This window comes from Stenotrophomonas sp. YJH_SMC_106-19 (assembly GCF_059368375.1).
On sequence record NZ_JCAFRQ010000010.1, the window covers coordinates 21,254 to 41,515 of the forward strand.

Annotated in this window: 17 protein-coding genes; all 17 read left to right on the plus strand. The window is 68.2% G+C overall.

From position 1 onward, the window contains the following. Nucleotide 1: 1 nt before the first annotated feature. On the plus strand, nucleotides 2–2,236 hold the full coding sequence (locus tag AC5P5M_RS18205; RefSeq protein WP_495206231.1) for a CocE/NonD family hydrolase: 2,235 nt from the start codon (nucleotides 2–4) through the stop codon (nucleotides 2,234–2,236). An 84-nt stretch (nucleotides 2,237–2,320) separates the two neighbouring features. Beyond that, nucleotides 2,321–3,451, plus strand: a complete 1,131-nt coding sequence (gene flhB / locus AC5P5M_RS18210) for a flagellar biosynthesis protein FlhB (protein WP_053520068.1) — start codon at nucleotides 2,321–2,323, stop codon at nucleotides 3,449–3,451. After that, nucleotides 3,448–5,553 carry a flagellar biosynthesis protein FlhA gene (gene flhA, locus AC5P5M_RS18215; protein ID WP_065176156.1) on the plus strand — a complete coding sequence of 702 codons (2,106 nt, stop codon included), beginning with the start codon at nucleotides 3,448–3,450 and terminating at the stop codon, nucleotides 5,551–5,553. Before flhB ends, flhA begins: the two co-directional genes overlap by 4 nt. 145 nt (nucleotides 5,554–5,698) lie before the next feature. Next, entirely contained in the window at nucleotides 5,699–7,351 is a 1,653-nt protein-coding gene (gene flhF, locus AC5P5M_RS18220; protein WP_495206232.1) for a flagellar biosynthesis GTPase FlhF, read from the plus strand. Continuing rightward, nucleotides 7,338–8,225, plus strand: coding sequence for a MinD/ParA family ATP-binding protein (locus AC5P5M_RS18225; protein WP_053520065.1), 888 nt, complete (start codon nucleotides 7,338–7,340; stop codon nucleotides 8,223–8,225). Before flhF ends, AC5P5M_RS18225 begins: the two co-directional genes overlap by 14 nt. Further along, nucleotides 8,222–8,965 (plus strand): RNA polymerase sigma factor FliA, encoded by a 744-nt coding sequence (locus tag AC5P5M_RS18230; protein WP_053520064.1) that lies wholly within the window; start codon nucleotides 8,222–8,224, stop codon nucleotides 8,963–8,965. Before AC5P5M_RS18225 ends, AC5P5M_RS18230 begins: the two co-directional genes overlap by 4 nt. Before the next feature lie 57 nt (nucleotides 8,966–9,022). Next, entirely contained in the window at nucleotides 9,023–9,415 is a 393-nt protein-coding gene (gene cheY, locus AC5P5M_RS18235) for a chemotaxis response regulator CheY (protein ID WP_053520063.1), read from the plus strand. Beyond that, on the plus strand, nucleotides 9,415–10,020 hold the full coding sequence (locus AC5P5M_RS18240; RefSeq protein WP_053520062.1) for a protein phosphatase CheZ: 606 nt from the start codon (nucleotides 9,415–9,417) through the stop codon (nucleotides 10,018–10,020). Before cheY ends, AC5P5M_RS18240 begins: the two co-directional genes overlap by 1 nt. 2 nt (nucleotides 10,021–10,022) lie before the next feature. Next, complete coding sequence (locus AC5P5M_RS18245) at nucleotides 10,023–11,849, plus strand: chemotaxis protein CheA (protein ID WP_461287887.1); 1,827 nt, start codon at nucleotides 10,023–10,025, stop codon at nucleotides 11,847–11,849. 101 nt (nucleotides 11,850–11,950) lie between these two features. Beyond that, nucleotides 11,951–12,691, plus strand: a complete 741-nt coding sequence (locus tag AC5P5M_RS18250; protein ID WP_053520060.1) for a flagellar motor protein — start codon at nucleotides 11,951–11,953, stop codon at nucleotides 12,689–12,691. Nucleotide 12,692: 1 nt separating this feature from the next. Then, nucleotides 12,693–13,706, plus strand: a complete 1,014-nt coding sequence (gene motD / locus AC5P5M_RS18255; RefSeq protein WP_053520059.1) for a flagellar motor protein MotD — start codon at nucleotides 12,693–12,695, stop codon at nucleotides 13,704–13,706. A 4-nt stretch (nucleotides 13,707–13,710) separates the two neighbouring features. Further along, nucleotides 13,711–14,493, plus strand: coding sequence for a ParA family protein (locus AC5P5M_RS18260; protein WP_459061981.1), 783 nt, complete (start codon nucleotides 13,711–13,713; stop codon nucleotides 14,491–14,493). Beyond that, a complete protein-coding gene (locus AC5P5M_RS18265) occupies nucleotides 14,490–15,485 on the plus strand; it encodes a chemotaxis protein CheW (RefSeq protein WP_495206233.1) in 996 nt (331 codons plus the stop codon). Before AC5P5M_RS18260 ends, AC5P5M_RS18265 begins: the two co-directional genes overlap by 4 nt. Before the next feature lie 117 nt (nucleotides 15,486–15,602). Beyond that, nucleotides 15,603–15,911 carry an STAS domain-containing protein gene (locus AC5P5M_RS18270; RefSeq protein ID WP_053520056.1) on the plus strand — a complete coding sequence of 103 codons (309 nt, stop codon included), beginning with the start codon at nucleotides 15,603–15,605 and terminating at the stop codon, nucleotides 15,909–15,911. Then, entirely contained in the window at nucleotides 15,908–16,273 is a 366-nt protein-coding gene (locus tag AC5P5M_RS18275) for a response regulator (RefSeq protein WP_005409521.1), read from the plus strand. Before AC5P5M_RS18270 ends, AC5P5M_RS18275 begins: the two co-directional genes overlap by 4 nt. A 44-nt stretch (nucleotides 16,274–16,317) precedes the next feature. Then, on the plus strand, nucleotides 16,318–18,327 hold the full coding sequence (locus AC5P5M_RS18280) for a chemotaxis protein CheA (RefSeq protein ID WP_053520424.1): 2,010 nt from the start codon (nucleotides 16,318–16,320) through the stop codon (nucleotides 18,325–18,327). Between the two features lie 345 nt (nucleotides 18,328–18,672). Beyond that, the coding region (locus tag AC5P5M_RS18285) for a HAMP domain-containing methyl-accepting chemotaxis protein (RefSeq protein WP_495206234.1) at nucleotides 18,673–20,262 on the plus strand (1,590 nt) is incomplete at its 3' end.

The following is a 20,262-nucleotide window of genomic DNA, read 5'->3' on the forward strand; positions in this document are numbered from 1 at the left end:
CGTGACCTTACGCGCTCTTCTTGCTGGCCTGCTGCTGGCGCTCACCTGCACCGGCGTGGCCGCCAGCGATCTGCGGTGGTCGCTGCCCCGCGATGCGCCGCCAGCACAGGTGGATACGGCACTGCAGGCGCTGGGTACGAAGCTGTTGCAGTCGGCAACGCTGACCGATGCACAGCGCTGCCATGCGCTGCTGGCCACGGGTCGCTACGCCGAGGCACGCGCCATGATCGAGAAGCTGCGCGCGACGCTGGCCGCTGCCGGCAATGGCGCGGCGGCCCAGCGCTGGATGCCGATGCTGCTGGCAAGCACTGGCGCGCGGGATGCGGAAGCGTATTCGCGCGCCTTCCATTCGGCCTTTGCTGGCCTGGATGATGTTGCCGCCGTGCAGGCCGATGCAGCGCTTGCCTTGCCTCCCGCTGCGGTACAGGCGCAGCTGACGCAGGCGCTTGCGGCACAGGCCGATGCCGCCACCGTGCCGCAGTCAGCCGCGCTGGAGCTGGTGCGCCTGCAGGCTGTGTTGCGCGCGCAGACCCTGGCTGCGGCACTCGCCCCTGCACTGCTTGACGCAGAACAGCAACGCCGCTTCGTGATCGACAGCGGATTGCGTATCCCCGTGGCCGAAGGGGTGGTGCTGTCCGCGCAGCTGGCACGGCCCCGCAGCGCGTCCGCGCCGCTGCCGACGGCCATGCTGTTCACCATCTACACCGACCCGCCCAAGAACCGTCTGAAGATGCTGCTGGCCGCAGCCCACGGCTACGCCGGCATCGTGATCGACGCACGCGGAAAAGGTCAGGGTACCGGCACCATCGCCCCCTACGAACACGACGGGGTGGACGCCAATGCCGCGATCGACTGGGTCAGCCGCCAGCCCTGGAGCGACGGTCGGGTCGCCATGTATGGCGGCAGCTATGAAGGATTCACCGCATGGGCGGCAGCGCGCCATCACCATCCGGCACTGAAGACCATCGTGCCCTACGTGGCTGCCATTCCGGGCCAGGGCCTGCCGATGGAGAACAACGTATTCCTCAGCGCCAACTACGGCTGGGCCTTCTACGTGGCCAATGGCCCGATGCTGGATACCGACACCTATGGGCAGCAGGACCGGTGGTCACAGCTGCCCGGCCGCTGGTATGCCTCCGGCCGGCCGTACCGGCAGATCGACCAGATCGATGGCACCCCCAATCCCTGGCTGCAGCGCTGGCTCGCCCACCCGGCCTATGAGGGTTACTGGCAGGCCATGGTGCCGTACGCCGAAGACTTCAGGGACATCCGCATTCCGGTGCTGACCATTACCGGCTACTACGACGACGGCCAGATTTCCGCGTTGCAGTACTTCACCGATCACATGCGCTACCGGCCGGACGCCGATCATGTCCTGCTGATCGGGCCGTATGACCACGGCGGTGCCCAGGCCGCCAGCAAGCCGATGCAGCTGCGCGGCTACACGGTGGACCCGGTCGCGCAGTTCGATACGCCTGCGCTGACCTTCCAGTGGCTGGACCACGTACTTCGCGGTGCCCCGCGCCCGGCGCTTCTGGCCGACCAGGTCAACTTCCAGCTGATGGGCAACAACACCTGGGGGCATGCAGCCACCCTTGAGGCCGCTGCGGGCGGCCATCGCACGTACTACCTGTCGGCAGCCGCTGAGGGCGACCATCACCCGTTGCAGGAACAGCGGCCAACGCCGGGAACACTGCGGCAGACGGTGGACCTCGCCGATCGCACGGAGGTCCGGCATGGCTACTATCCGTTCCCGATCGTGGCCGCCGGGGACGAGCCGGACACGGCACTGACCTTCCTCTCCGAGCCCTTCCCAGCACCGATGGACCTGATCGGACGCTTCTCGGGCGATCTGAAGGTCCGCATCAACAAGCGCGACATGGACTTCACGGTCACCCTGTACGAGCTGCTGCCCGATGGGCGCAGGATGCAGCTGTCCTACTACGTCGGCCGGGCCAGCCACGTACGCGACCCGACCACGCGGCAGCTGCTGGTGCCGGGGCGATGGACAGACCTGCCCTTCGATCGCACCCGCATGGTCGCCCGCCGTGTTGGCGCGGGCAGCCGGCTGCTGGTGAAGGTGGACGTGCTCAAGGACGCCATGCACCAGGTGAACCACGGCACCGGACGCGATGTCAGCGACGAGTCAGCCGCCGATGCCGGTGAGCCCCTGCAGGTGGACTGGCACAGCGACAGCACGCTGAGCATCCCGCTGCGGCCGGCCCTGCCCGGCTAGCGTCGGGCGTTGCCCCGGCGGTGAACCACGCGCCGCGGAACAGTTCTTGCAGGCAGCCCGGCATCCCCTGCCGCAGTGCCCGTGATGTCCGAGAACGAATCCGCCGGCGAAAAGACCGAACAACCCACCGAAAAACGCCTGCGCGAGGCCCGGGAACAGGGCAACCTGCCGCGTTCCCGCGAACTGGGGACCGCCGCGGTGTTCGGTGGCGGCGTGCTGGCGGTGATGGCCATGGGCGGCTCGATCGGCCGTGGTGCCACGCAATGGATGAAACAGGCGTTGAGTCCCGAGCAGGGGCTGCGGCAGAACCCGAAGGAACTGTTCGGCCACTTTGGCGACCTGCTGCTGCAGTTCATGCTGGTGATCACCCCGCTGGTGCTGGTCTGCCTGCTGGCCAGCTTCGTCGCCCCGCTGGTGATGGGCGGATTGCGCTGGTCGGCCAAAGCGATGATGCCCGACATCAATCGGCTGAACCCGCTGACCGGCCTCAAACGTCTGTACGGGCCGGAAGCCATCGCTGAATTCACCAAGTCACTGCTGCGCGTGGCGTTCGTGGGCGTTGCCGCCGGACTGGTGGTGTGGAGCGGCTTCGACACCCTGCGCGGCTTGATCCACCACCCACTGGAAACCGCCATCACCGATGGCCTGGGCTTCACCCTGCGACTGCTGCTGGCCACCGCCGGGGCAATGCTGGTGCTGGCGGCGATCGACGCGCCGTACCAGCGCTGGAACTGGATGCGCAAGCTGAAGATGACCCGCGAGGAACTGCGGCGGGAAATGAAGGAAAGCGAAGGCAGCCCGGAGGTGAAGGGCCGCATCCGCCAGCTCCAGCAGCAGATGGCCAACCGCCGGATGATGGAAGCGGTGCCCACCGCGGACGTGGTGGTGGTCAACCCGACCCACTACGCCGTGGCCCTGAAGTACGAGGGCGGCGCCATGAACGCGCCCACCGTGGTGGCGCTGGGCGTGGACGAGACCGCCCTGCGCATCCGTGAAGTCGCCGATGGCAACAAGGTCGCCATCGTCTCCGCCCCGCCTTTGGCACGCGCCTTGTATCGGGAAGGCCAACTCGGAAAGGAAATCCCCGTGAGACTGTATTCGGCCGTGGCCCAGGTCCTGTCCTACGTCTACCAGCTGCGCGCCTGGCGCACCGGCCCGATGCCGGGCGCCCCGCACATCGAGGTGGATGAATTCGGCAAGGGAGGCCGGGCATGAGCGCGCAGGCCTCGTCCGGATTCAACACCCGCCGGCTGCTGGAGATGATCCGCCAAGGCCTCGGCGCACCGCTGATCGTGCTGGCGCTGCTGGCGATGGTGGTGGTGCCGCTGGCGGCGCCCGTGCTCGATGCGCTGTTCACCTTCAACATCGCCATCTCGCTGATGGTGCTGCTGGCGGTGGTGTACGTGAAGCGCCCGCTGGATTTCACCATCTTCCCGATCGTGCTGCTGGTCACCACCATGCTGCGGCTGGCACTGAACGTGGCCTCCACCCGCGTCATCCTGCTCAACGGCCAGAACGGCCACGACGCGGCCGGCAAGGTCATCGCCGCGTTCGGTGAATTCGTGATCGGCGGCAACTACGCGGTCGGCATCGTGGTGTTCGCCATCCTGACCATCATCAACTTCGTGGTCATCACCAAGGGCGCCGGCCGCGTCTCGGAAGTGACCGCACGCTTCATCCTCGACGCCATGCCCGGCAAGCAGATGGCCATCGATGCCGATCTCAACGCCGGCCTGCTGACGCGCGAAGAAGCCAAGCTGCGCCGCGAGGAGGTCCGCGAGGAAGCCGACTTCTATGGCGCGATGGACGGCGCCAGCAAGTTCATCCGGGGTGATGCGATTGCCGGCATCCTGATCCTGTTCATCAACATGCTCGGTGGCCTCGCCGTGGGCGTGCTGCAGCATGGCATGCCGTTCGGCGATGCCGCTGCGACCTACACCCTGCTGTCCATCGGTGACGGTCTGGTGGCGCAGCTGCCGGCCCTGCTGGTTTCCAGCGCAGTGGCGATGCTGGTCACCCGTGCCTCGCGCTCGCAGGACATGGCACAGGCGATGACCGGCCAGGTGTTCGGCCAGTACCGTGCCCTGGCCATCACGGCCGGCATCATTGGCCTGGTCGGCCTGGTGCCCGGCATGCCCAACGTCGCTTTCCTGACGCTTGCCTCCATTCTCGGCTTCATCGCCTGGAAGCTGTACCGGAAGGGACAGGCCCCGGCCCCGAGCGACGCTGCCGGCAGCGACCCCGGCGCGGTCAGTGCGCTGGGCCGACCGGCGGCGCCGGCCCCCACCGCGGAACTGAGCTGGGACGAACTGCGCCCGGTCGACCCGCTGGGGCTGGAGGTCGGTTACCGGCTGATTCCGCTGGTGGACAGCAATCAGGGCGGCGAACTCATGGCACGCATCAAGGGTGTGCGGCGCAAGCTGACCCAGGACGTGGGATTCCTGATTCCATCCGTGCACATCCGCGACAACCTGGAACTGCCGGCCAACGGCTACCGCGTGCTGGTGCATGGCGTGCCGGTGGCAACCGCCGAGATCCATCCCGACCGCGAACTGGCGCTGGACCCCGGCAGTGCGCTCGGCCCGCTGGACGGCATCGCCGGCAAGGATCCCGCCTTCGGCCTGGACGCTACCTGGATCCAGCCGCACCAGCGCGCCCAGGCCGAAACCATGGGCTACACCGTGGTCGACCCGGCCACCGTGGTCGCCACCCATCTTTCCCACCTCATCCGCGAGCATGCGCCGGAGCTGCTGGGCCACGAAGAGGTGCAGCACCTGCTGGCCAACCTCGCCAAGAGCGCGCCCAAGCTCGTCGAAGATCTGACGCCCAAGGCGCTGCCGTTGTCGGCCGTGGTGCGGGTGCTGCAGAACCTGCTGGTGGAACGCATTCCGATCCGCCAGCTGCGCAAGATCGCCGAAGCACTGGTGGAGCACGCGCCGTCCAGCCAGGACCCGGCCACGCTCACCGCCGCAGTGCGCACCGCGCTCGGCCGCTTCATCGTGCAGGAGATCGCCGGAATGTCGGCGGAGCTGCCGGTGTTCACCCTCAACCCGCAATTGGAACGCGTCTTGCAGGAGTCCACGCAGGGCAACGGCGCCGCGCTGGAACCCGGGCTTGCCGAGCGACTGCATCAGAGTCTGGCCGAATGTGTCAGCAAGCAGGAAGCCCGCAACGAGCCCGCGGTCGTGCTGGTTCCCGGCCCGGTACGTGCCGCGTTGGCACGCCTGGTCCGTCACAGCGTTCCGTCGCTGTCGGTACTGGCGTACAGCGAAGTGCCGGAGGACAAGCGCCTGAAGCTGGTCGGAACGATCAGCTGACGCCGCCCACCGATGCGTCAGAAAACAGACACCACCTTCGAACCACCGCAACAGACAGATGCCAAGGGGAACCCGTTCCGTGCAGACCACCGACCACCCGCGTTCTCCCACCACCACCCCGCCGTCCCCGTCCCGTGACCACAGCATGAAAATCAAACGATTCGTCGCCGCCGACATGCGCTCGGCCATGAACTTGGTGCGCAAGGAACATGGTCCCGATGCTGTGATCCTGTCCAACCGCCGGATCGAGGAAGGCGTCGAGATCGTCGCCGCAGCCAACTATGACGAGAGCGCGGTGCAACGCGCGCTGGAAGCCTCGCGGCGCGACGTGGCTCCGCCGCCGCCGAAACCGCGCACCGCCGCGGATGCAGTGATCGCCGCGGTCACCCGCCGCCGCTCCACGACACCGGCCCAGCAGCCGGTGACCGCCACCACATCGGCCGTGGCCGCCCTCGCCCGCGCGGCCGTCGGTGCCACCGGCCGCACCCTGGACAGTGCGGACGAGATCGTGCCCACCCGCGGCAGTTCCGGCTTCGCTGCCACCCTGGCGCGTGCCACCGTCAACGATCCGGCACTGCCGGAGCAGATCTTCGCGCCGTTCGCGAGCGCCGTCGTGGCTCCCGCACCGGCGCCCGCCAACCGCGCCCGTTTCCTGATCGACCCGCCGCAGGACGAGCATCACGAATCCCCCGCGCCGGCAGTGCTGCCGCCGCCGCTGCCGATCACCGCTGCGGCCACGGCGCAGGCCGAGTCCGTGCACCCCGAGCCGCCGTACGCGCAGGACGTTGCCGAGACCACGCCAGCCCCTGCCGCTGCCGCTGAAGCGGAGACCGCGCCGGCCCCGGCGCCGCTCCTTGCCCCGGCGCCGGTACTGACGGTGGTTGCACAGGACGATGCCGAGATCCGCCAGCTGCGCCACGAAGTGGCCGGCATGCGCCAGGTCATCGAGCGCGAGATGAACCGCTTCACCGACGAGCGCCTGCGCGGCTGCCCGGTGCGGGCGACCGCCCTGGACCTGATGGACGAGTACGGATTCGATGCCGGGCTGGCCCGCGATGTGGTCATGCAGATACCGCTGGAAACCGAAGCCCACCGGGGCCGCGGGCTGATGCTGGGCCTGATCTCGCGCAGGCTGCCGATCGCGCCGGTCGATCCGCTGGAAGAAGGCGGCGTGATCGCTCTGGTCGGTCCAACCGGGGCCGGCAAGACCACCACCATCGCCAAGCTCGCCTCGCGCTTCGCCGAGAAGCACGCGCCGCGCGATGTGGCCCTGGTCACCACCGACACACTGCGCATCGGTGCCCGCGAGCAGCTGTACGGCTATGGCCGCCAGCTCGGCATCGCGGTGCATGAAGCCAACAGCGGTACCGACCTGGACCAGCTGCTGGAGCGGCTGAAGGACTACAAGCTGGTGCTGATCGATACCGCCGGCCTGGGCCCGCGTGACCGCGCCCTGGCCGCGCAGCTGCAGTGGCTGCGTGCCGCCCGCCAGGTCCGCACTCTGCTGGTGCTGCCGGCCAATACCAGCTTTGGCGACATGGACGAGGTGGTGCGCCGCTTCGGCGCGGCCAACCTGCAGGGCCTGGTGCTGAGCAAGCTGGATGAGACCGGCCGCTTCGGCAACGCCCTGTCAGTGGCGGTAGACCACGCGCTGCCGATCACCTGGGTGACCGATGGCCAGGACGTTCCGGACGACCTGCACCGGGCCAGCGCGGCCAATCTTGTACTTCGCCTTGAAGATTTGCGCCGAGCGGCCGATATGCCCTGCAACCCGGAGTTGAACCATGCCGTCGCGTGAGTACGCCAAGCTGACCAAGACCTTCCCGCTGTCGGCCACCCGCAGCGAGCCGCTCGGCCCTGTGCGCACCATCGCCGTGACCGGCGGCAAGGGCGGCGTCGGCAAGACCAACGTCTCGGCCAACCTGGCCGTGGCGCTGGCCGGCATGGGCAAGCGCACGCTGCTGCTCGACGCCGACCTGGGTCTGGCCAACATCGACGTGATCCTGGGGCTGAATCCCACCCACACCCTGGCGGATCTGGTCGCCGGCCGCTGCTCGCTGGAAGACGTGATCGTCGAAGGTCCGAACGGCGTGCTGGTGGTGCCGGCCGCGTCCGGTCGGCGGCACATGGCCGAGCTGGCCCCGGCCGAGCACATCGGCCTGGTGAACGTGTTCTCCGAACTGGAACGCGAGCTGGACATCATGGTGGTGGACACCGCCGCCGGCATCACCGACGGCGTGCTGACCTTCTGCCAGGCCGCACAGGACACGGTTGTCGTGGTCTGCGACGAACCGGCCTCGATCACAGACGCCTACGCACTGATCAAGGTGCTGTCGCGCGAGCGCGGCGTGGACCGCATCCAGGTGGTGGCCAACATGGTGCGCGACCCCAACGAGGGCCGCGTGCTGTATGAAAAGCTGACCCGGGTCTGCGAGAAGTTCCTTGCCGATGTCTCGCTGAACTACCTGGGCTGCGTGCCGCAGGATGACTGGCTGCGCCTGTCGGTGCAGCGCCAGCAGCCGGTGGTGAAGGCCTATCCATCCAGCCCGGCGGCGCTGGCGATCACCGAGATCGCCCGTCGCACCGCCCGCTGGCAGGCCCCCACCGAGCCACGCGGTGGCGTTGAATTCTTCCTCGAGCGCATCCTCAAGCAACGCGGGGTGGCAGCATGAAAGGCGCGGCCCAGTACAGGGAAGTCCAGCGCTCGGCGGCGACCGAGGTCATCGCCCAGCACTCGGACCTGGTGCGGCGCATCGCCCATCACCTGGCCGCACGCCTGCCGGCCAGCGTCGAAGTGGACGACCTGATCCAGGCCGGCATGATGGGCCTGATCGAAGCCTCGCGCAGCTACGACGCCGACCAGGGTGCCTCGTTCGAGACCTATGCCTCGATCCGCATCCGCGGCTCGATGATCGACGAGATCCGCCGCGGCGACTGGGTACCGCGCTCGGTGCATCGGCGCGCCCGCGATGCGGCCGCCACCATCCGCCGCCTGGAGCAGACCACGGGCCGTGCAGCCAGTGCCACCGAGGTGGCGGCGGCCATGGACATGCCACTGCCCGAATACCTGCGGCTGATGGAGGACGCCTCGCGCGGCCAGGTGCTGAGCCTGGAATCGCGCATCGAAGACCAGGGCGAACTGGACACCGTCGCCCAGGGCGGACCGACACCGCAGCAGGTCCTGGAACGTGGCGAGTTCGGCCGCGAACTGGGCAAGGCCATCGGCCATCTGCCCGAACGCGAACAGCTGGTGCTCTCGCTGTACTACGAGCAGGAGCTGAACCTGAAGGAGATCGGCGCGGTGCTCGGCGTGAGCGAATCGCGCGTCTGCCAGATCCACGGCCAGGCCGTGCTGCGCCTGCGCGGCCGGCTGAAGATCTTCGAGGCCGCGGATGCCGGGCTTGAAGAATGAACATGCCTGCGGCGGCCACGGCCACCGCGGGCGACTGAACAACAAAGGAACTCCGATTTGAACAAGAACATGCGCATCCTGATCGTCGACGACTTCTCGACCATGCGTCGCATCGTCAAGAATCTGCTGGGCGATCTGGGCTTCACCAACACCGCCGAAGCCGAGGACGGGCATGCTGCGCTGTCGATGCTGCAGAGCCAACCGTTCGACTTCGTGGTCACCGACTGGAACATGCCGGTGATGACCGGCATCGAACTGCTCAAGGCGATCCGCGCCGATGCCAAGCTCAAGACCCTGCCGGTGCTGATGGTCACCGCCGAGGCCAAGCGCGAGCAGATCATCGAAGCGGCGCAGAGCGGCGTGAACGGCTACATCATCAAGCCGTTCACCGCGCAGACGCTGGAAGAGAAACTGGGCAAGATCTTCGAACGCCTGGCGGCCAGCGCCTGATGGACGCCACGGTCGACAAGAACGCTCTCGCCCTGCGCCTGCAGGAAGCCCTCGACGCGCTCGAATCCGGCGACGAGAGCGCCTGGCGCCAGCGCATCGACGCCCTGGTGGCCGCACGCACGCAGCCGATGATGAGCGGCCTGTCACGGCTGGCCCGCGAACTGGGCCAGGCCCTGGGCGAACTGCCGACCGTCCCCAGCGAGGCGGGCGAGCTGGACGACGCCTGCGCGCGCCTGGACCATGTGGTGGCGATGACCGAACAGGCCACGCACCGCACCCTGGACCTGGCCGAAGAGTGCCGCAGCCTCACCGAACAGCTGCGCGCCGAAGGCCTCCAGCCGGGGCAGGATGCGCAGCTGGAACGCATCCGCCACAACCTGACCGAGATTGCCCTGACCCAGAGCTATCAGGACCTGACCGGACAGATCATCCGTCGCGTGGTCGGCATCGTCCGCCGCGTGCACGAAGGCTTTGGCGCGCTGGGCCTGCCACCGGAGCAGCATCGCACCGATCCGGCGCTGGCCGGACCGGCACTGAAGGGACTGGACCGCCACGCGGTCTCTCAGAACGACGCCGACGACCTGTTGTCGGACCTGGGACTGTAAGCATGAGCGCGGTATCCGACGACATCACCGCCGATTTCATCATCGAGGCACAGGAAATCCTGGATCGCCTCGGCGAACAGCTGGTGTCGCTGGAACAGGCGCCGCAGGACGCCGACCAGCTCAACGCCGTGTTCCGTGGCTATCACACGCTCAAGGGCGGCGCCGGCTTCCTCGGCATCACCGCCATGGTCGAGCTGTGCCATGCCGCCGAAGAGGCACTGGGCGCCGCCCGCGCTGGCCAAGCGGTGCTGCAGCCGCATCACTTCGATGCCGCACAGCAATCACTGGACTACCTGCAATCGATGCTGGATGCCGTGTCTTCCGGCAACGAACCCGGCTATGCCCCGCCGGACCTGATCGCCCAGTTCGACGTGCACGGCACTGCTGCGCCGGCTGCTGTCGCCCCCACAGCAGCCGCGCCCGCTGCCGGTGACCTGATCACCGACGACGAGTTCGAGGCCCTGCTCGATCAGCTGCACGGCAGCAACGCCCCCACCGCGGTGGCGACGCCGGCCAAGGCCGACGATGGCCTGATCAGCGAGGATGAGTTCGAAGCCCTGCTTGACCAGCTGCACGGCGGCGCCGCCCCGGGCGCGAAACCCGTGACTGCCCCGCCGGCGCCTGCACTGCCCGCACCGCGCCCCGCGGCCGCCGCGGTCAAGCCCGCGGCCAACAAGCCGGTGGCCGAGGCCGAGCACACCGTGCGCGTGGATACCAAGCGGCTGGATGCGATCGTCAACCTGATCGGCGAGCTGGTGCTGTCGCGCAACCGGCTCAAGACCCTGCGTGCGCGCCTGCGCGACGAGGAACTGGACCGCGCCGTGTCGACCCTTGACATCGCCACCGCGCGCCTGCAGTCGGCAGTGATGCGCACGCGCATGCAACCGGTCGGCAAGGTGTTCTCGCGCTTCCCCAAGGTCGCCCGCGATGTTGCCCGCTCGCTGAAGAAGGAAGTGGACCTGGAGCTGGTCGGCGCCGAAACCGAGCTTGACCGCAACCTGGTCGAGGCCCTGGCCGACCCGCTGGTGCACCTGGTCCGCAACGCCATCGACCATGGTGTGGAGATGCCCGATCTGCGCGAAGCACAGGGCAAACCACGCATGGGCCACGTGCGTCTGTCGGCCCAGCAGGAAGGCGACTACGTCAGCATCGAGGTGCAGGACGATGGCGCCGGCATCGATCCGGAAAAACTGCGCGCGAAAGCACGCGAAAAGGGCTTGATCGACCCGGAGGCGGCGGCCCGGCTGAGCAGCGAGGAATGCCTGCACCTGGTGTTCCTGCCCGGCTTCTCCACCAAGCAGCAGGTGACCGACATCTCCGGCCGCGGCGTCGGCATGGATGTGGTGCAGTCGCGCATCCGCGAGCTCAGTGGGCAGATCCAGATCCAGTCGGAACTGGGTCGGGGCAGCCGCTTCCTGATCCGCGTGCCGCTGACCCTGGCGATCCTGCCAACCCTGCTGGTGCAGGCCGGCGAGGACGTCTATGCGCTGCCGCTGGCGCGCGTGATGGAAGTGCTGCATGCACCGCGCACCTCGCTGGGCTGGTTCGATGGCCGGGCGGTGCTGGATCGTCGCTCGCACACCCTGCCGCTGGTCGATCTGCGCCAGTGGCTGGATGTGACGCCGGCCGCCTCGGCGCTGCTCACCATCGTGGTGCTGCAGGCCGGCGAGGCGCGCTTCGGCCTGGTCGTGGACCAGGTCCGTGGGCGCGAGGAAGTGGTCATCAAGCCATTGCCGAAGGCCCTGCGCGGCCTGCGCGGCTACGCCGGTGCGACGCTGATCGGTGATGGCCGGATGGCCCTCATCCTCGACGTGGATGGCCTGCGATGACGCTCGCCGGGCCATGCCTGGCGAACCAGAAACTGTGACTACCGTCTGTACGCGATCGACCGGTGTCTCAAGTCCCATTCACACACGCCGATACCGGACCCATGGATAGACTCAGCCTCATCGGACTCTTTCTCGCCCTGGCCTCGCTGGTCGGCGGCAGCATCCTCAAGGGCGCCGGACTGGCGTCCCTGTGGTCGCCTGCGGCGTTCGTGATCGTCATCGTCGGCACCATCGCCGCGATCCTGCTGCACACCGCACCCGCCGTATTCAGGCATGCCTTCCGGATCGTGCGCTGGGTCGTGCGCCCGCCGCACAGCGATCGTCGCGAGCTGATCCAGCAGATCGTCGAGTGGAGCAACATCGCCCGCCGCCAGGGCCTGCTGGGCCTGGAAGCGCAGGTGGAAGCGCAGCAGGATCCGTTCCTGCGCAAAGGCCTGCAGCTGCTGGTCGACGGCGTCGAGCCCGAATCGATCCGGCACATGCTGGAGATCGAGCTGGGCAGCCAGGAACACCGTGACCAGGCCGCTGCCAAGGTCTTCGAGGGCATGGGCATCTATGCGCCGACGCTGGGCATCATCGGTGCGGTGCTGGGCCTGATCGCCGTCATGAAGAACCTGGCCGACCCCAGCAAGCTGGGGCATGGCATCGCCGCCGCCTTCACCGCCACCATCTACGGCATCGCGTCGGCCAACCTGCTGTTCCTGCCGATCGCCGCCAAGCTGAAGGGAGTGATCGCCCACAACAGCCGCGACCGCGAGATGGTCATCGAAGGCCTGATCTCGATCGCGCAGGGTGAGAACCCGCGGAACATCGAAACCAACCTGTCCGGCTTCCTGCACTGACATGGCCCGCCGCAGACACCACGAAGAGCACGCCAACCATGAAGCATGGGCGATCCCCTATGCCGATCTGATGACGCTGCTGCTGGCCTTCTTCGTGGTGATGTATGCGATCTCCTCGATCAACGAAGGCAAGTACCGGATCATGGCCGATGCGCTCACCGATGCCTTTGGTGGCGCGCCGCGCACCATCAATCCGGTGCAGGTCGGCAACAAGCAGGTGCAGGGGGGCGGCTGGGACAGTCCTTCGGTGATCAAGTCCGGCACCAAGATCGGCCCGTCCGCACCGGCACCCTCGCACGACCCTACCCTGCTGCCGGCCATGGCCTCGCAGATGCGCATGCCGGTCTCGGTGCACGACCAGCAGCAGATCGCCCGTGCCGAGCGCCAGCTCAGCAGCATCGCCGACCGGTTGACCGCCGCGCTGTCGCCGCTGATCGAGCGCGGCATGATCAGCGTGCGCCGCACCGAGCTGTGGATCGAAGTGGAGATCAACAGCGACATCCTGTTCCCGACCGGCTCGGCGGCGCTGGACGTGCACGCGCGCGGGACGCTGTCCAGCCTGGCCGGTGTGCTGCGCGACGTACCCAACAGCGTGCGGGTGGAAGGCCACACCGACAACGTGCCGATCGCCACCGCCACCTTCCCCTCCAACTGGGAACTGTCGGCCGCGCGGGCCGCCAGCGTGGTCCACCTGTTCGCCGACCAGGGCCTGCAGCCTTCGCGTCTGGCCATGGTCGGCTACGGCCAGTTCCGCCCGCGCGAGGACAACGACAGTGCGCAGGGTCGCAACCGCAACCGGAGGGTGATGGTCATCATCCTGGCCGACACCTCGCACTCGGTCGACCCGCTGGGCCAGCGCCTGAACGCCGCCAACGGCGCGGCCGACCCGTCCGCCGGGCCTGCGGCAACACCCGCCACAGTGCCCTCCCCGTCCCCCATCGCACCGGTGCAGTTGCCACCGGTGCCGGCTGGCAGCCGTGTCGGCGCCGCCGCTCCCCCGGCAATGAAGGAGTAAACCCATGCGCATCTGGGCAGTCGCCAACCAGAAGGGCGGAGTCGGCAAGACGACGACCACCCTGGCCCTCGGCCGCAACCTGGCCACGCAGGGCCATCGCGTGCTGCTGATCGATCTTGATCCCCACGCCTCGCTCAGCCGCGCCTTCGGCGTGCCGGTGGACCCGCCACCGACCGGCGTACTTGAGCTGTTCGGCGCACCTCCAGCCGAGCTGTCCAGCCTTTGCCACACCAGCAGCGTCAGCGGCCTGGACTACGTCTGTGCACAGCCGGCACTGGCCACGCTGGAGCGCCGCAGCGCCAACCAGCCGGGCCTTGGCCTGGCGCTGCAGAACGCGCTGGCACGGCACCAGGGCCAGCACGACTACATCCTGCTCGACTGCGCGCCCACACTCGGCCTGCTGATGATCAATGCGCTCGCGGCAGCGGACCGCCTGATCATTCCGACGCAGGCCGAGCCGCTGGCACTGCACGGGCTGGACGGCATGGTGCGCACCGGTGAAATGGTCGAGCGCTCGCGCCGGCGCCCGCTGCCGATCTCGATCCTGCCCACCCTGTTCGACCGCCGCACCCGCACCGGCAACGAATCACTGCGCAGCATGCAGGACCGCCACGGCTCACGCGTCTGGGAGGATGCGATTCCGATCGACACGCGGGTCAGCAACGCGGCCGGCCTGACCCTGCCGAGCGTCGGCGAGGACTATCCCGGCCGCGGGCTCGCGGCCTACCGTCGCGCGCTGAACTGGATCCTTGGCGAGGATGCGCGCGCGCTGGAGCAAGCCGCATGAACACCACCGGCGTGCTGGACGACTATCTGGACGAGCTGCTGGGCGAAGCGATCGCCCCGGTGGCGGCCAGCCCCGATGCAGGCAACACGGCGCTTCCGGCGGCGATCGCCGAACGCGAGCCGACCTGGGACGACCTGCCGGCAGAGGTCATCTACGAAACCGGCAGCAGCGACGTGGTGCCCGTGGATGACGCCGCTCTGGCGGCCGCCTTCGAGGCCGCCAGCCAGTCCGCTGCACCGGCCGCTGCCGAACGCCAGCCGACCTGGGACGATCTGCCCGATGAGGTGATCTACGAGACCGACGGCGCGGAAAGCCCGTTGCTGGCCCACACCGACAGCCCCGCGCTGCAGGCTGCCTTCGAGGCCGCCGCCAGCGGCGAAGGGGTGGATCCGGTGGCGCCCGCGCGGATCGTGCCCCCGGCACCCGCCGCTGCGCCGCCGGTAGCGGCTGCACCGCCGCGTGTCGCCCTCGAAGCACCCGCCGCCAGCCGCCCTGCCAGCTGGCAGGAACTGCAGGCGCAGGCCCATCGACCCGCCAACAGCCCGCATCCGCAGCACCGCCGCGCGAACGAGCGCACCTCGCGCTGGCTGCGGATGCGCTGTGGCAGCCAGGCCTATGCACTGGAACTGCTGAAAGTGCAGGAGGTGGTACTGCCGGTACCCCTGCTGCCGCTGCGCGGCACTGCGCCGGCGATGCTGGGGATCATGAACCTGCGCGGCCAGGTGGTGCCCGTGATGGACCTTGGGCTGCACCTGGGCGCAGCGGCGGCCGAGGACGACGCACAGACCCGCATCGTGGTGCTGGAGGAAGACGGCGAGACCATCGGCCTGCGCGTCTCGGCCGTGGAAGACGTCGCCAATCTCACTGATTCGCAGATCGAGCCACCGGATACCGCCCGCATCTGCCAGATCTCCAACGACCTCTTCCGTGGTGTGGCCCGCGTCAGCCAACGGCCGATGATCCTGCTCGACGCCACCCGCCTGCTCAACTGAGGCGGGGGCCACGCGTTGCCCGGGCCCGTCGGAACGGGCACGCAGGGCCTCACCGCCCCCTAAAGAACCCCTGGCGGGTGCCGATATGGATGACGGAACCGTTTGTCCGGAGCAACGATGAGCACTGTCGAACTGGGTGAGGATCTCGGCATCGAGACCAGCACCGAGCTCAAGAACCGCCTCGCCCCGCTGGTAGCGCAGGTTGGCGAGCTGACCCTGGATGCAAGCCAGGTCGGCCGCGTCCACACCGCCGCCGTGCAGGTGCTGTGTGCATTCGTGCAGGCACGCCGCGAGGCGGGCCTGGACACCGGCTTCCACGGTTGCACTGCAACCTTCCGTGACGCCGCGCGCCTGCTGGGCGTCACCCAGGCTCTGGGCCTGGACGTACCCCATGACAACCTGAAATCTGTGGAGAACGCTGCATGAGCGCACGTATCTTGGTGGTGGACGATTCGGCGTCGATGCGCCAGATGGTGTCCTTCGCCCTCACCTCGGCCGGTTTTGCCGTCGAAGAAGCTGAAGACGGCGCGGTCGCGCTCGGCCGCGCGAAGGGACAGCGCTTCAACGCGGTGGTCACCGACGTCAACATGCCGAACATGGACGGCATTGCGCTGATCCGCGAGCTGCGCCAGCTGCCGGACTACAAGTTCACGCCGCTGCTGATGCTGACCACCGAGTCCGCCGCCGACAAGAAGTCCGAAGGCAAGGCCGCCGGCGCCACCGGCTGGCTGGTCAAGCCGTTCAACCCGGAACAGCTGGTCGCCACCGTGCAGAAAGTGCTGGGCTGATCGCCCCGCACCGTTCCCCTTCTTCGCTTCCGGATCACCACTGCATGAGCATGGACCTGCAACGCTTCCACGCCACCTTCTTCGAAGAGAGCCGCGAAGGCCTCGACGCGATGGAGGCCGGCCTGCTGGCCCTGGAGTCGGGGCAGCAGGACGCGGAGATCATCAACTCGGTGTTCCGCGCCGCCCACTCCATCAAGGGCGGTGCCGGTACGTTCGGCTTCGATGCCATCGCCGCGCTCACCCACGTACTGGAAACGCTGCTGGACGAGCTGCGCGCCGGCAAGCGCGCGCTGGAAGGCCACGCGGTCGATGCGATGCTGTCGTCCGTGGATGTGCTGCGCGCCCTGCTGCGCGAGGCCGAGCACGGCCAGGCGGCCGATCCGGCGGCCGTCGCCGCGGTGAAGGCGCGGCTGGAGGCAGTGCTGTCCGGCCAGCCGGCAGCCAGCGCCCCGGCCGCGGCTGCCGCCGCAGCACCGGTGGACGATACGCCCGAAGCCTGGCAGATCGGCTTCACCCCCGCGCCCTCACTGTTCATGAGTGGCAATGATCCGCTGCGCATCATCCGCGAACTGGAACATCTCGGCTCGCTGCAGGTCGCTGCGCGGCTCGAACGCCTGCCCGGCTTCGCCCAGCTTGACCCTCTCGAAGCCCATCTTGCGTGGGACCTCGGCCTGGTCGGCAAGGTGCCGCGCAGCAAGATCGAAGACACCTTTGCGTGGGTGCTGGACGACTGCGAACTGGACATCCGTCCGGCCGCGCCGCCGAGCCTGGCCACCCGCGCCCCCGATACAACAGCCAACGCCCCTTCCACGCCCGTTGCTGCAGTACCCCCCGTTGCCGCCGCCCCTGCCGCCAGTGGCACCCCTGGCACCAGCCAGGACGCGGAAACCTCGATCCGCGTCAGTGTCGACAAGGTGGACGCACTGATCAATCTGGTCGGTGAACTGGTCATCACCCAGGCCATGCTCAAGCAGGTCTCGCATGCGCTGGATCCGGTGCTTGCCGAGAGCCTGTTCGCCGGCCTGGATCAGCTCGAACGCAACACCCGCGACCTGCAGGAAGCCGTCATCGGCGTGCGCATGCTGCCGGTCGACGCCGTGTTCCGCCGCTTCCCGCGCCTGGTCCGCGACCTCTCCACCCGCCTCGGCAAGCAGGTCCGCCTGCGCACCATCGGTGAAGGCACCGAACTGGACAAGGGCCTGATCGAGAAGATCGCCGATCCGCTCGTCCACCTGGTCCGCAACTCCATCGACCACGGGCTGGAAATGCCGGACGTGCGCAAGGGCGCAGGCAAGGACGAGACCGGCACCATCACCCTGGCGGCGTCGCACCAGGGAGGCCACATCGTCATCGAAGTCAGCGACGACGGACGCGGCCTGGATCGCGCCAGGATCCTCGCCAAGGCGGCCGAACGCGGCCTTAGCGTGCCCGACAATCCCACCGACTCGCAGGTCTGGGACCTGATCTTCCAGCCGGGCTTCTCCACCGCCGACGCCGTCACCGATCTCTCCGGGCGCGGCGTGGGCATGGACGTCGTCCGTCGCAACATCCAGGCGCTGGGCGGTGAAGTACAGATCGAAAGCAGCCTGGGCACTGGAACGCGTACCCTGATCCGGCTGCCGCTGACCCTGGCCATCCTCGACGGCATGACCGTGGCGGTGGCGGGCGAGACGTTGATCCTGCCGCTGGCCTATGTGCTGGAAGCCCTGCAGCCGCAGCCGGAGGACATCCGCAGCATGGCCGGCGAAGGGCGCGTGCTGCGCGTGCGTGGCGAGTACCTGCCGATCCTGTCCCTCAGCGAGTACTACGGGTACGGCGCCCGCATGCCCGGCAGCGAATCGCTGGTGGTGGTGGTGGAAGGCGACGGGCAGAAGATCGCACTGGAAGTGGACGAACTGGTCGGCCAGCAGCAGGTCGTGGTCAAGAACATCGAGAACAACTACCGGCGTATCGGCGGCGTGTCCGGCGCCACCATCCTCGGCGATGGCCGCGTTGCACTGATCGTCGACATCGGTGGGCTGGTGCGCTCGCTGCGCGTGCCGCAGGCCGCCTGAGTCCGAGCGCAGGTGATCCAGGGCCGCCGCCCCACACGGGCGGCGGCTTTCGTTTGTGTGCAGCCCGGTAGCAAGGCGAGTGTGCGCCTCCCGCTCCATTTCGTGAACTCCGTCGGCCCACGGCGCCGCAGGAACCCCCCCGCGTGCAGGCCGGAACACGGCCCCTGCAACGCGTCCGCGCCGCCGTCCCTACGCATCCGGATGTGACGCCCATCCATAAAGTCCGCCGACCGTGCGCCGCTATCTCGCAGTGACAGTCGTGACCGGACTCGCATCGGCTCCGATTCACGCTGCACTCCCCGGCCGGCACGCACGCCCGCCACTCTGCCCACCTGGAGCACCTGCATGAAGTGGTTCCACGATCTGCCCATCGCCCGCAAGCTGGCCGTGGGGTTCACCCTCACCACCCTGATGACCCTGCTGCTGGGTGCGTTCGCACTGTTGCGCCTGAGCCAGGCCAACGACCAGTTGGGGGCGATGGCCAGCAACGATATTCCGTCGGTGCAGCATCTGGGCGAAGCCCGCTCGCAGCTTGGTGAATTCCGTACCTACGAGCTGGCCCAGCTGACCATGCTGGACCAGCCGGACAAGGTGGCCGACTACAACAAGCGCATGGACACCACCGCCAAAGCCGTACGCGATGAACTGGCGGCCTATGCCGCCTTGCCGGCCCAGGACAAGGAACGCGAACTGTATCGCGCCGCCTCGGCGCAGGTGGATCGCTACTTCGCCGCCAACAAGGCCATGCGTGACGCAGTGGCCGCCGGCGACGGCATCATGGCGCAGCAGATTTCCGACGAGCAGTCGCGCCCGGCACGGCGTGAACTGTTCGACGCCCTGAAGGCACTGGGTGCCCACATCGCCGGCCTGATGGACGCGCGGATCGCCGATGCCAACGCCACCCATCGCGCCAGCATGATCGCCATCATCGGCTGCATCGTACTGCTGTCGTTGCTGGCCGCCGCGCTGGCCACGGTCATCTCGCGGGCCGTGACCGGTCCGCTCGGCAAGGCCGTGCAGGCCATCCAGGCAGTCGCCCGCGGTGACCTGAGCGTCAGCACCCGCGCCACCAGCAACGACGAGGCCGGCCAGATGCTGTCCGCCACCGCGGAAATGACCGCAATGCTGCGCCGATTCTCCGAGCAGACGCAGCTGATGGCGCAGATGCATGCCGGACCGGATATCAGCCATCGCATCCCGGAAGACTTCCCGGGTGTCTACGGCCAGCTCGCCAGCGGCATCAATACGGTCATTTTCGAGCACCTGGACGCGATCCGCGATGCGATCGACGTACTCAACCAGTATGCCGTCGGCAATCTCGCACCGGACGCGCGCCGCCTGCCCGGCAGCCGCGCCATCCTGCATGAGTCGATGGATGCGGCCAAGTCCAGCCTGCTGGCGATCAATACGCAGATCCAGCAGCTCGCGGCCGCAGCCGCCGCGGGCGACTTCAGCCAGCGCGGCGACGCACAGCGCTTCCAGCATGATTTCAAGGTGATGATCGATCACCTGAACACCATGATGGAGGTCGCCGACAGCAATCTCGGCCAGCTCTCGCAGCTGCTGCAGTCGATCGCTGCCGGGGACCTCACCGCGCGCATGGACGGGCAGTTCAACGGCGTGTTCGCACGGATGCGTGACGATGCCAATGCCACCGTCACCCAGCTGACCCGCATCGTTGGCCAGATCCAGGCCAGCGCCTCCAGCATCACCCTGGCCGCCGGCGAAATTGCCTCGGGCAACAACGACCTGTCGCGCCGCACCGAACAGCAGGCCGCCAACCTGGAAGAAACCGCCGCCTCGATGGAGGAGCTGACCTCCACCGTGCGCCAGAACGCCGAGCACGCCCGCCAGGCCAACCAGCTCGCCATCGGTGCCCATGGCGTCGCCTCCCAGGGCGGCGAAGTGGTCGGCCAGGTGGTCACCACCATGTCC

Coding starts and splice junctions, on each gene's coding strand:
- flhB (WP_053520068.1), top strand. CDS start 2,321: ATGTCCGAGAACGAATCCGCCGGCGAAAAGACCGAACAACCCACCGAA.
- flhA (WP_065176156.1), top strand. CDS start 3,448: ATGAGCGCGCAGGCCTCGTCCGGATTCAACACCCGCCGGCTGCTGGAG.
- flhF (WP_495206232.1), top strand. CDS start 5,699: ATGAAAATCAAACGATTCGTCGCCGCCGACATGCGCTCGGCCATGAAC.
- AC5P5M_RS18225 (WP_053520065.1), top strand. CDS start 7,338: ATGCCGTCGCGTGAGTACGCCAAGCTGACCAAGACCTTCCCGCTGTCG.
- AC5P5M_RS18230 (WP_053520064.1), top strand. CDS start 8,222: ATGAAAGGCGCGGCCCAGTACAGGGAAGTCCAGCGCTCGGCGGCGACC.
- AC5P5M_RS18240 (WP_053520062.1), top strand. CDS start 9,415: ATGGACGCCACGGTCGACAAGAACGCTCTCGCCCTGCGCCTGCAGGAA.
- AC5P5M_RS18245 (WP_461287887.1), top strand. CDS start 10,023: ATGAGCGCGGTATCCGACGACATCACCGCCGATTTCATCATCGAGGCA.
- AC5P5M_RS18250 (WP_053520060.1), top strand. CDS start 11,951: ATGGATAGACTCAGCCTCATCGGACTCTTTCTCGCCCTGGCCTCGCTG.
- motD (WP_053520059.1), top strand. CDS start 12,693: ATGGCCCGCCGCAGACACCACGAAGAGCACGCCAACCATGAAGCATGG.
- AC5P5M_RS18260 (WP_459061981.1), top strand. CDS start 13,711: ATGCGCATCTGGGCAGTCGCCAACCAGAAGGGCGGAGTCGGCAAGACG.
- AC5P5M_RS18265 (WP_495206233.1), top strand. CDS start 14,490: ATGAACACCACCGGCGTGCTGGACGACTATCTGGACGAGCTGCTGGGC.
- AC5P5M_RS18270 (WP_053520056.1), top strand. CDS start 15,603: ATGAGCACTGTCGAACTGGGTGAGGATCTCGGCATCGAGACCAGCACC.
- AC5P5M_RS18275 (WP_005409521.1), top strand. CDS start 15,908: ATGAGCGCACGTATCTTGGTGGTGGACGATTCGGCGTCGATGCGCCAG.
- AC5P5M_RS18280 (WP_053520424.1), top strand. CDS start 16,318: ATGAGCATGGACCTGCAACGCTTCCACGCCACCTTCTTCGAAGAGAGC.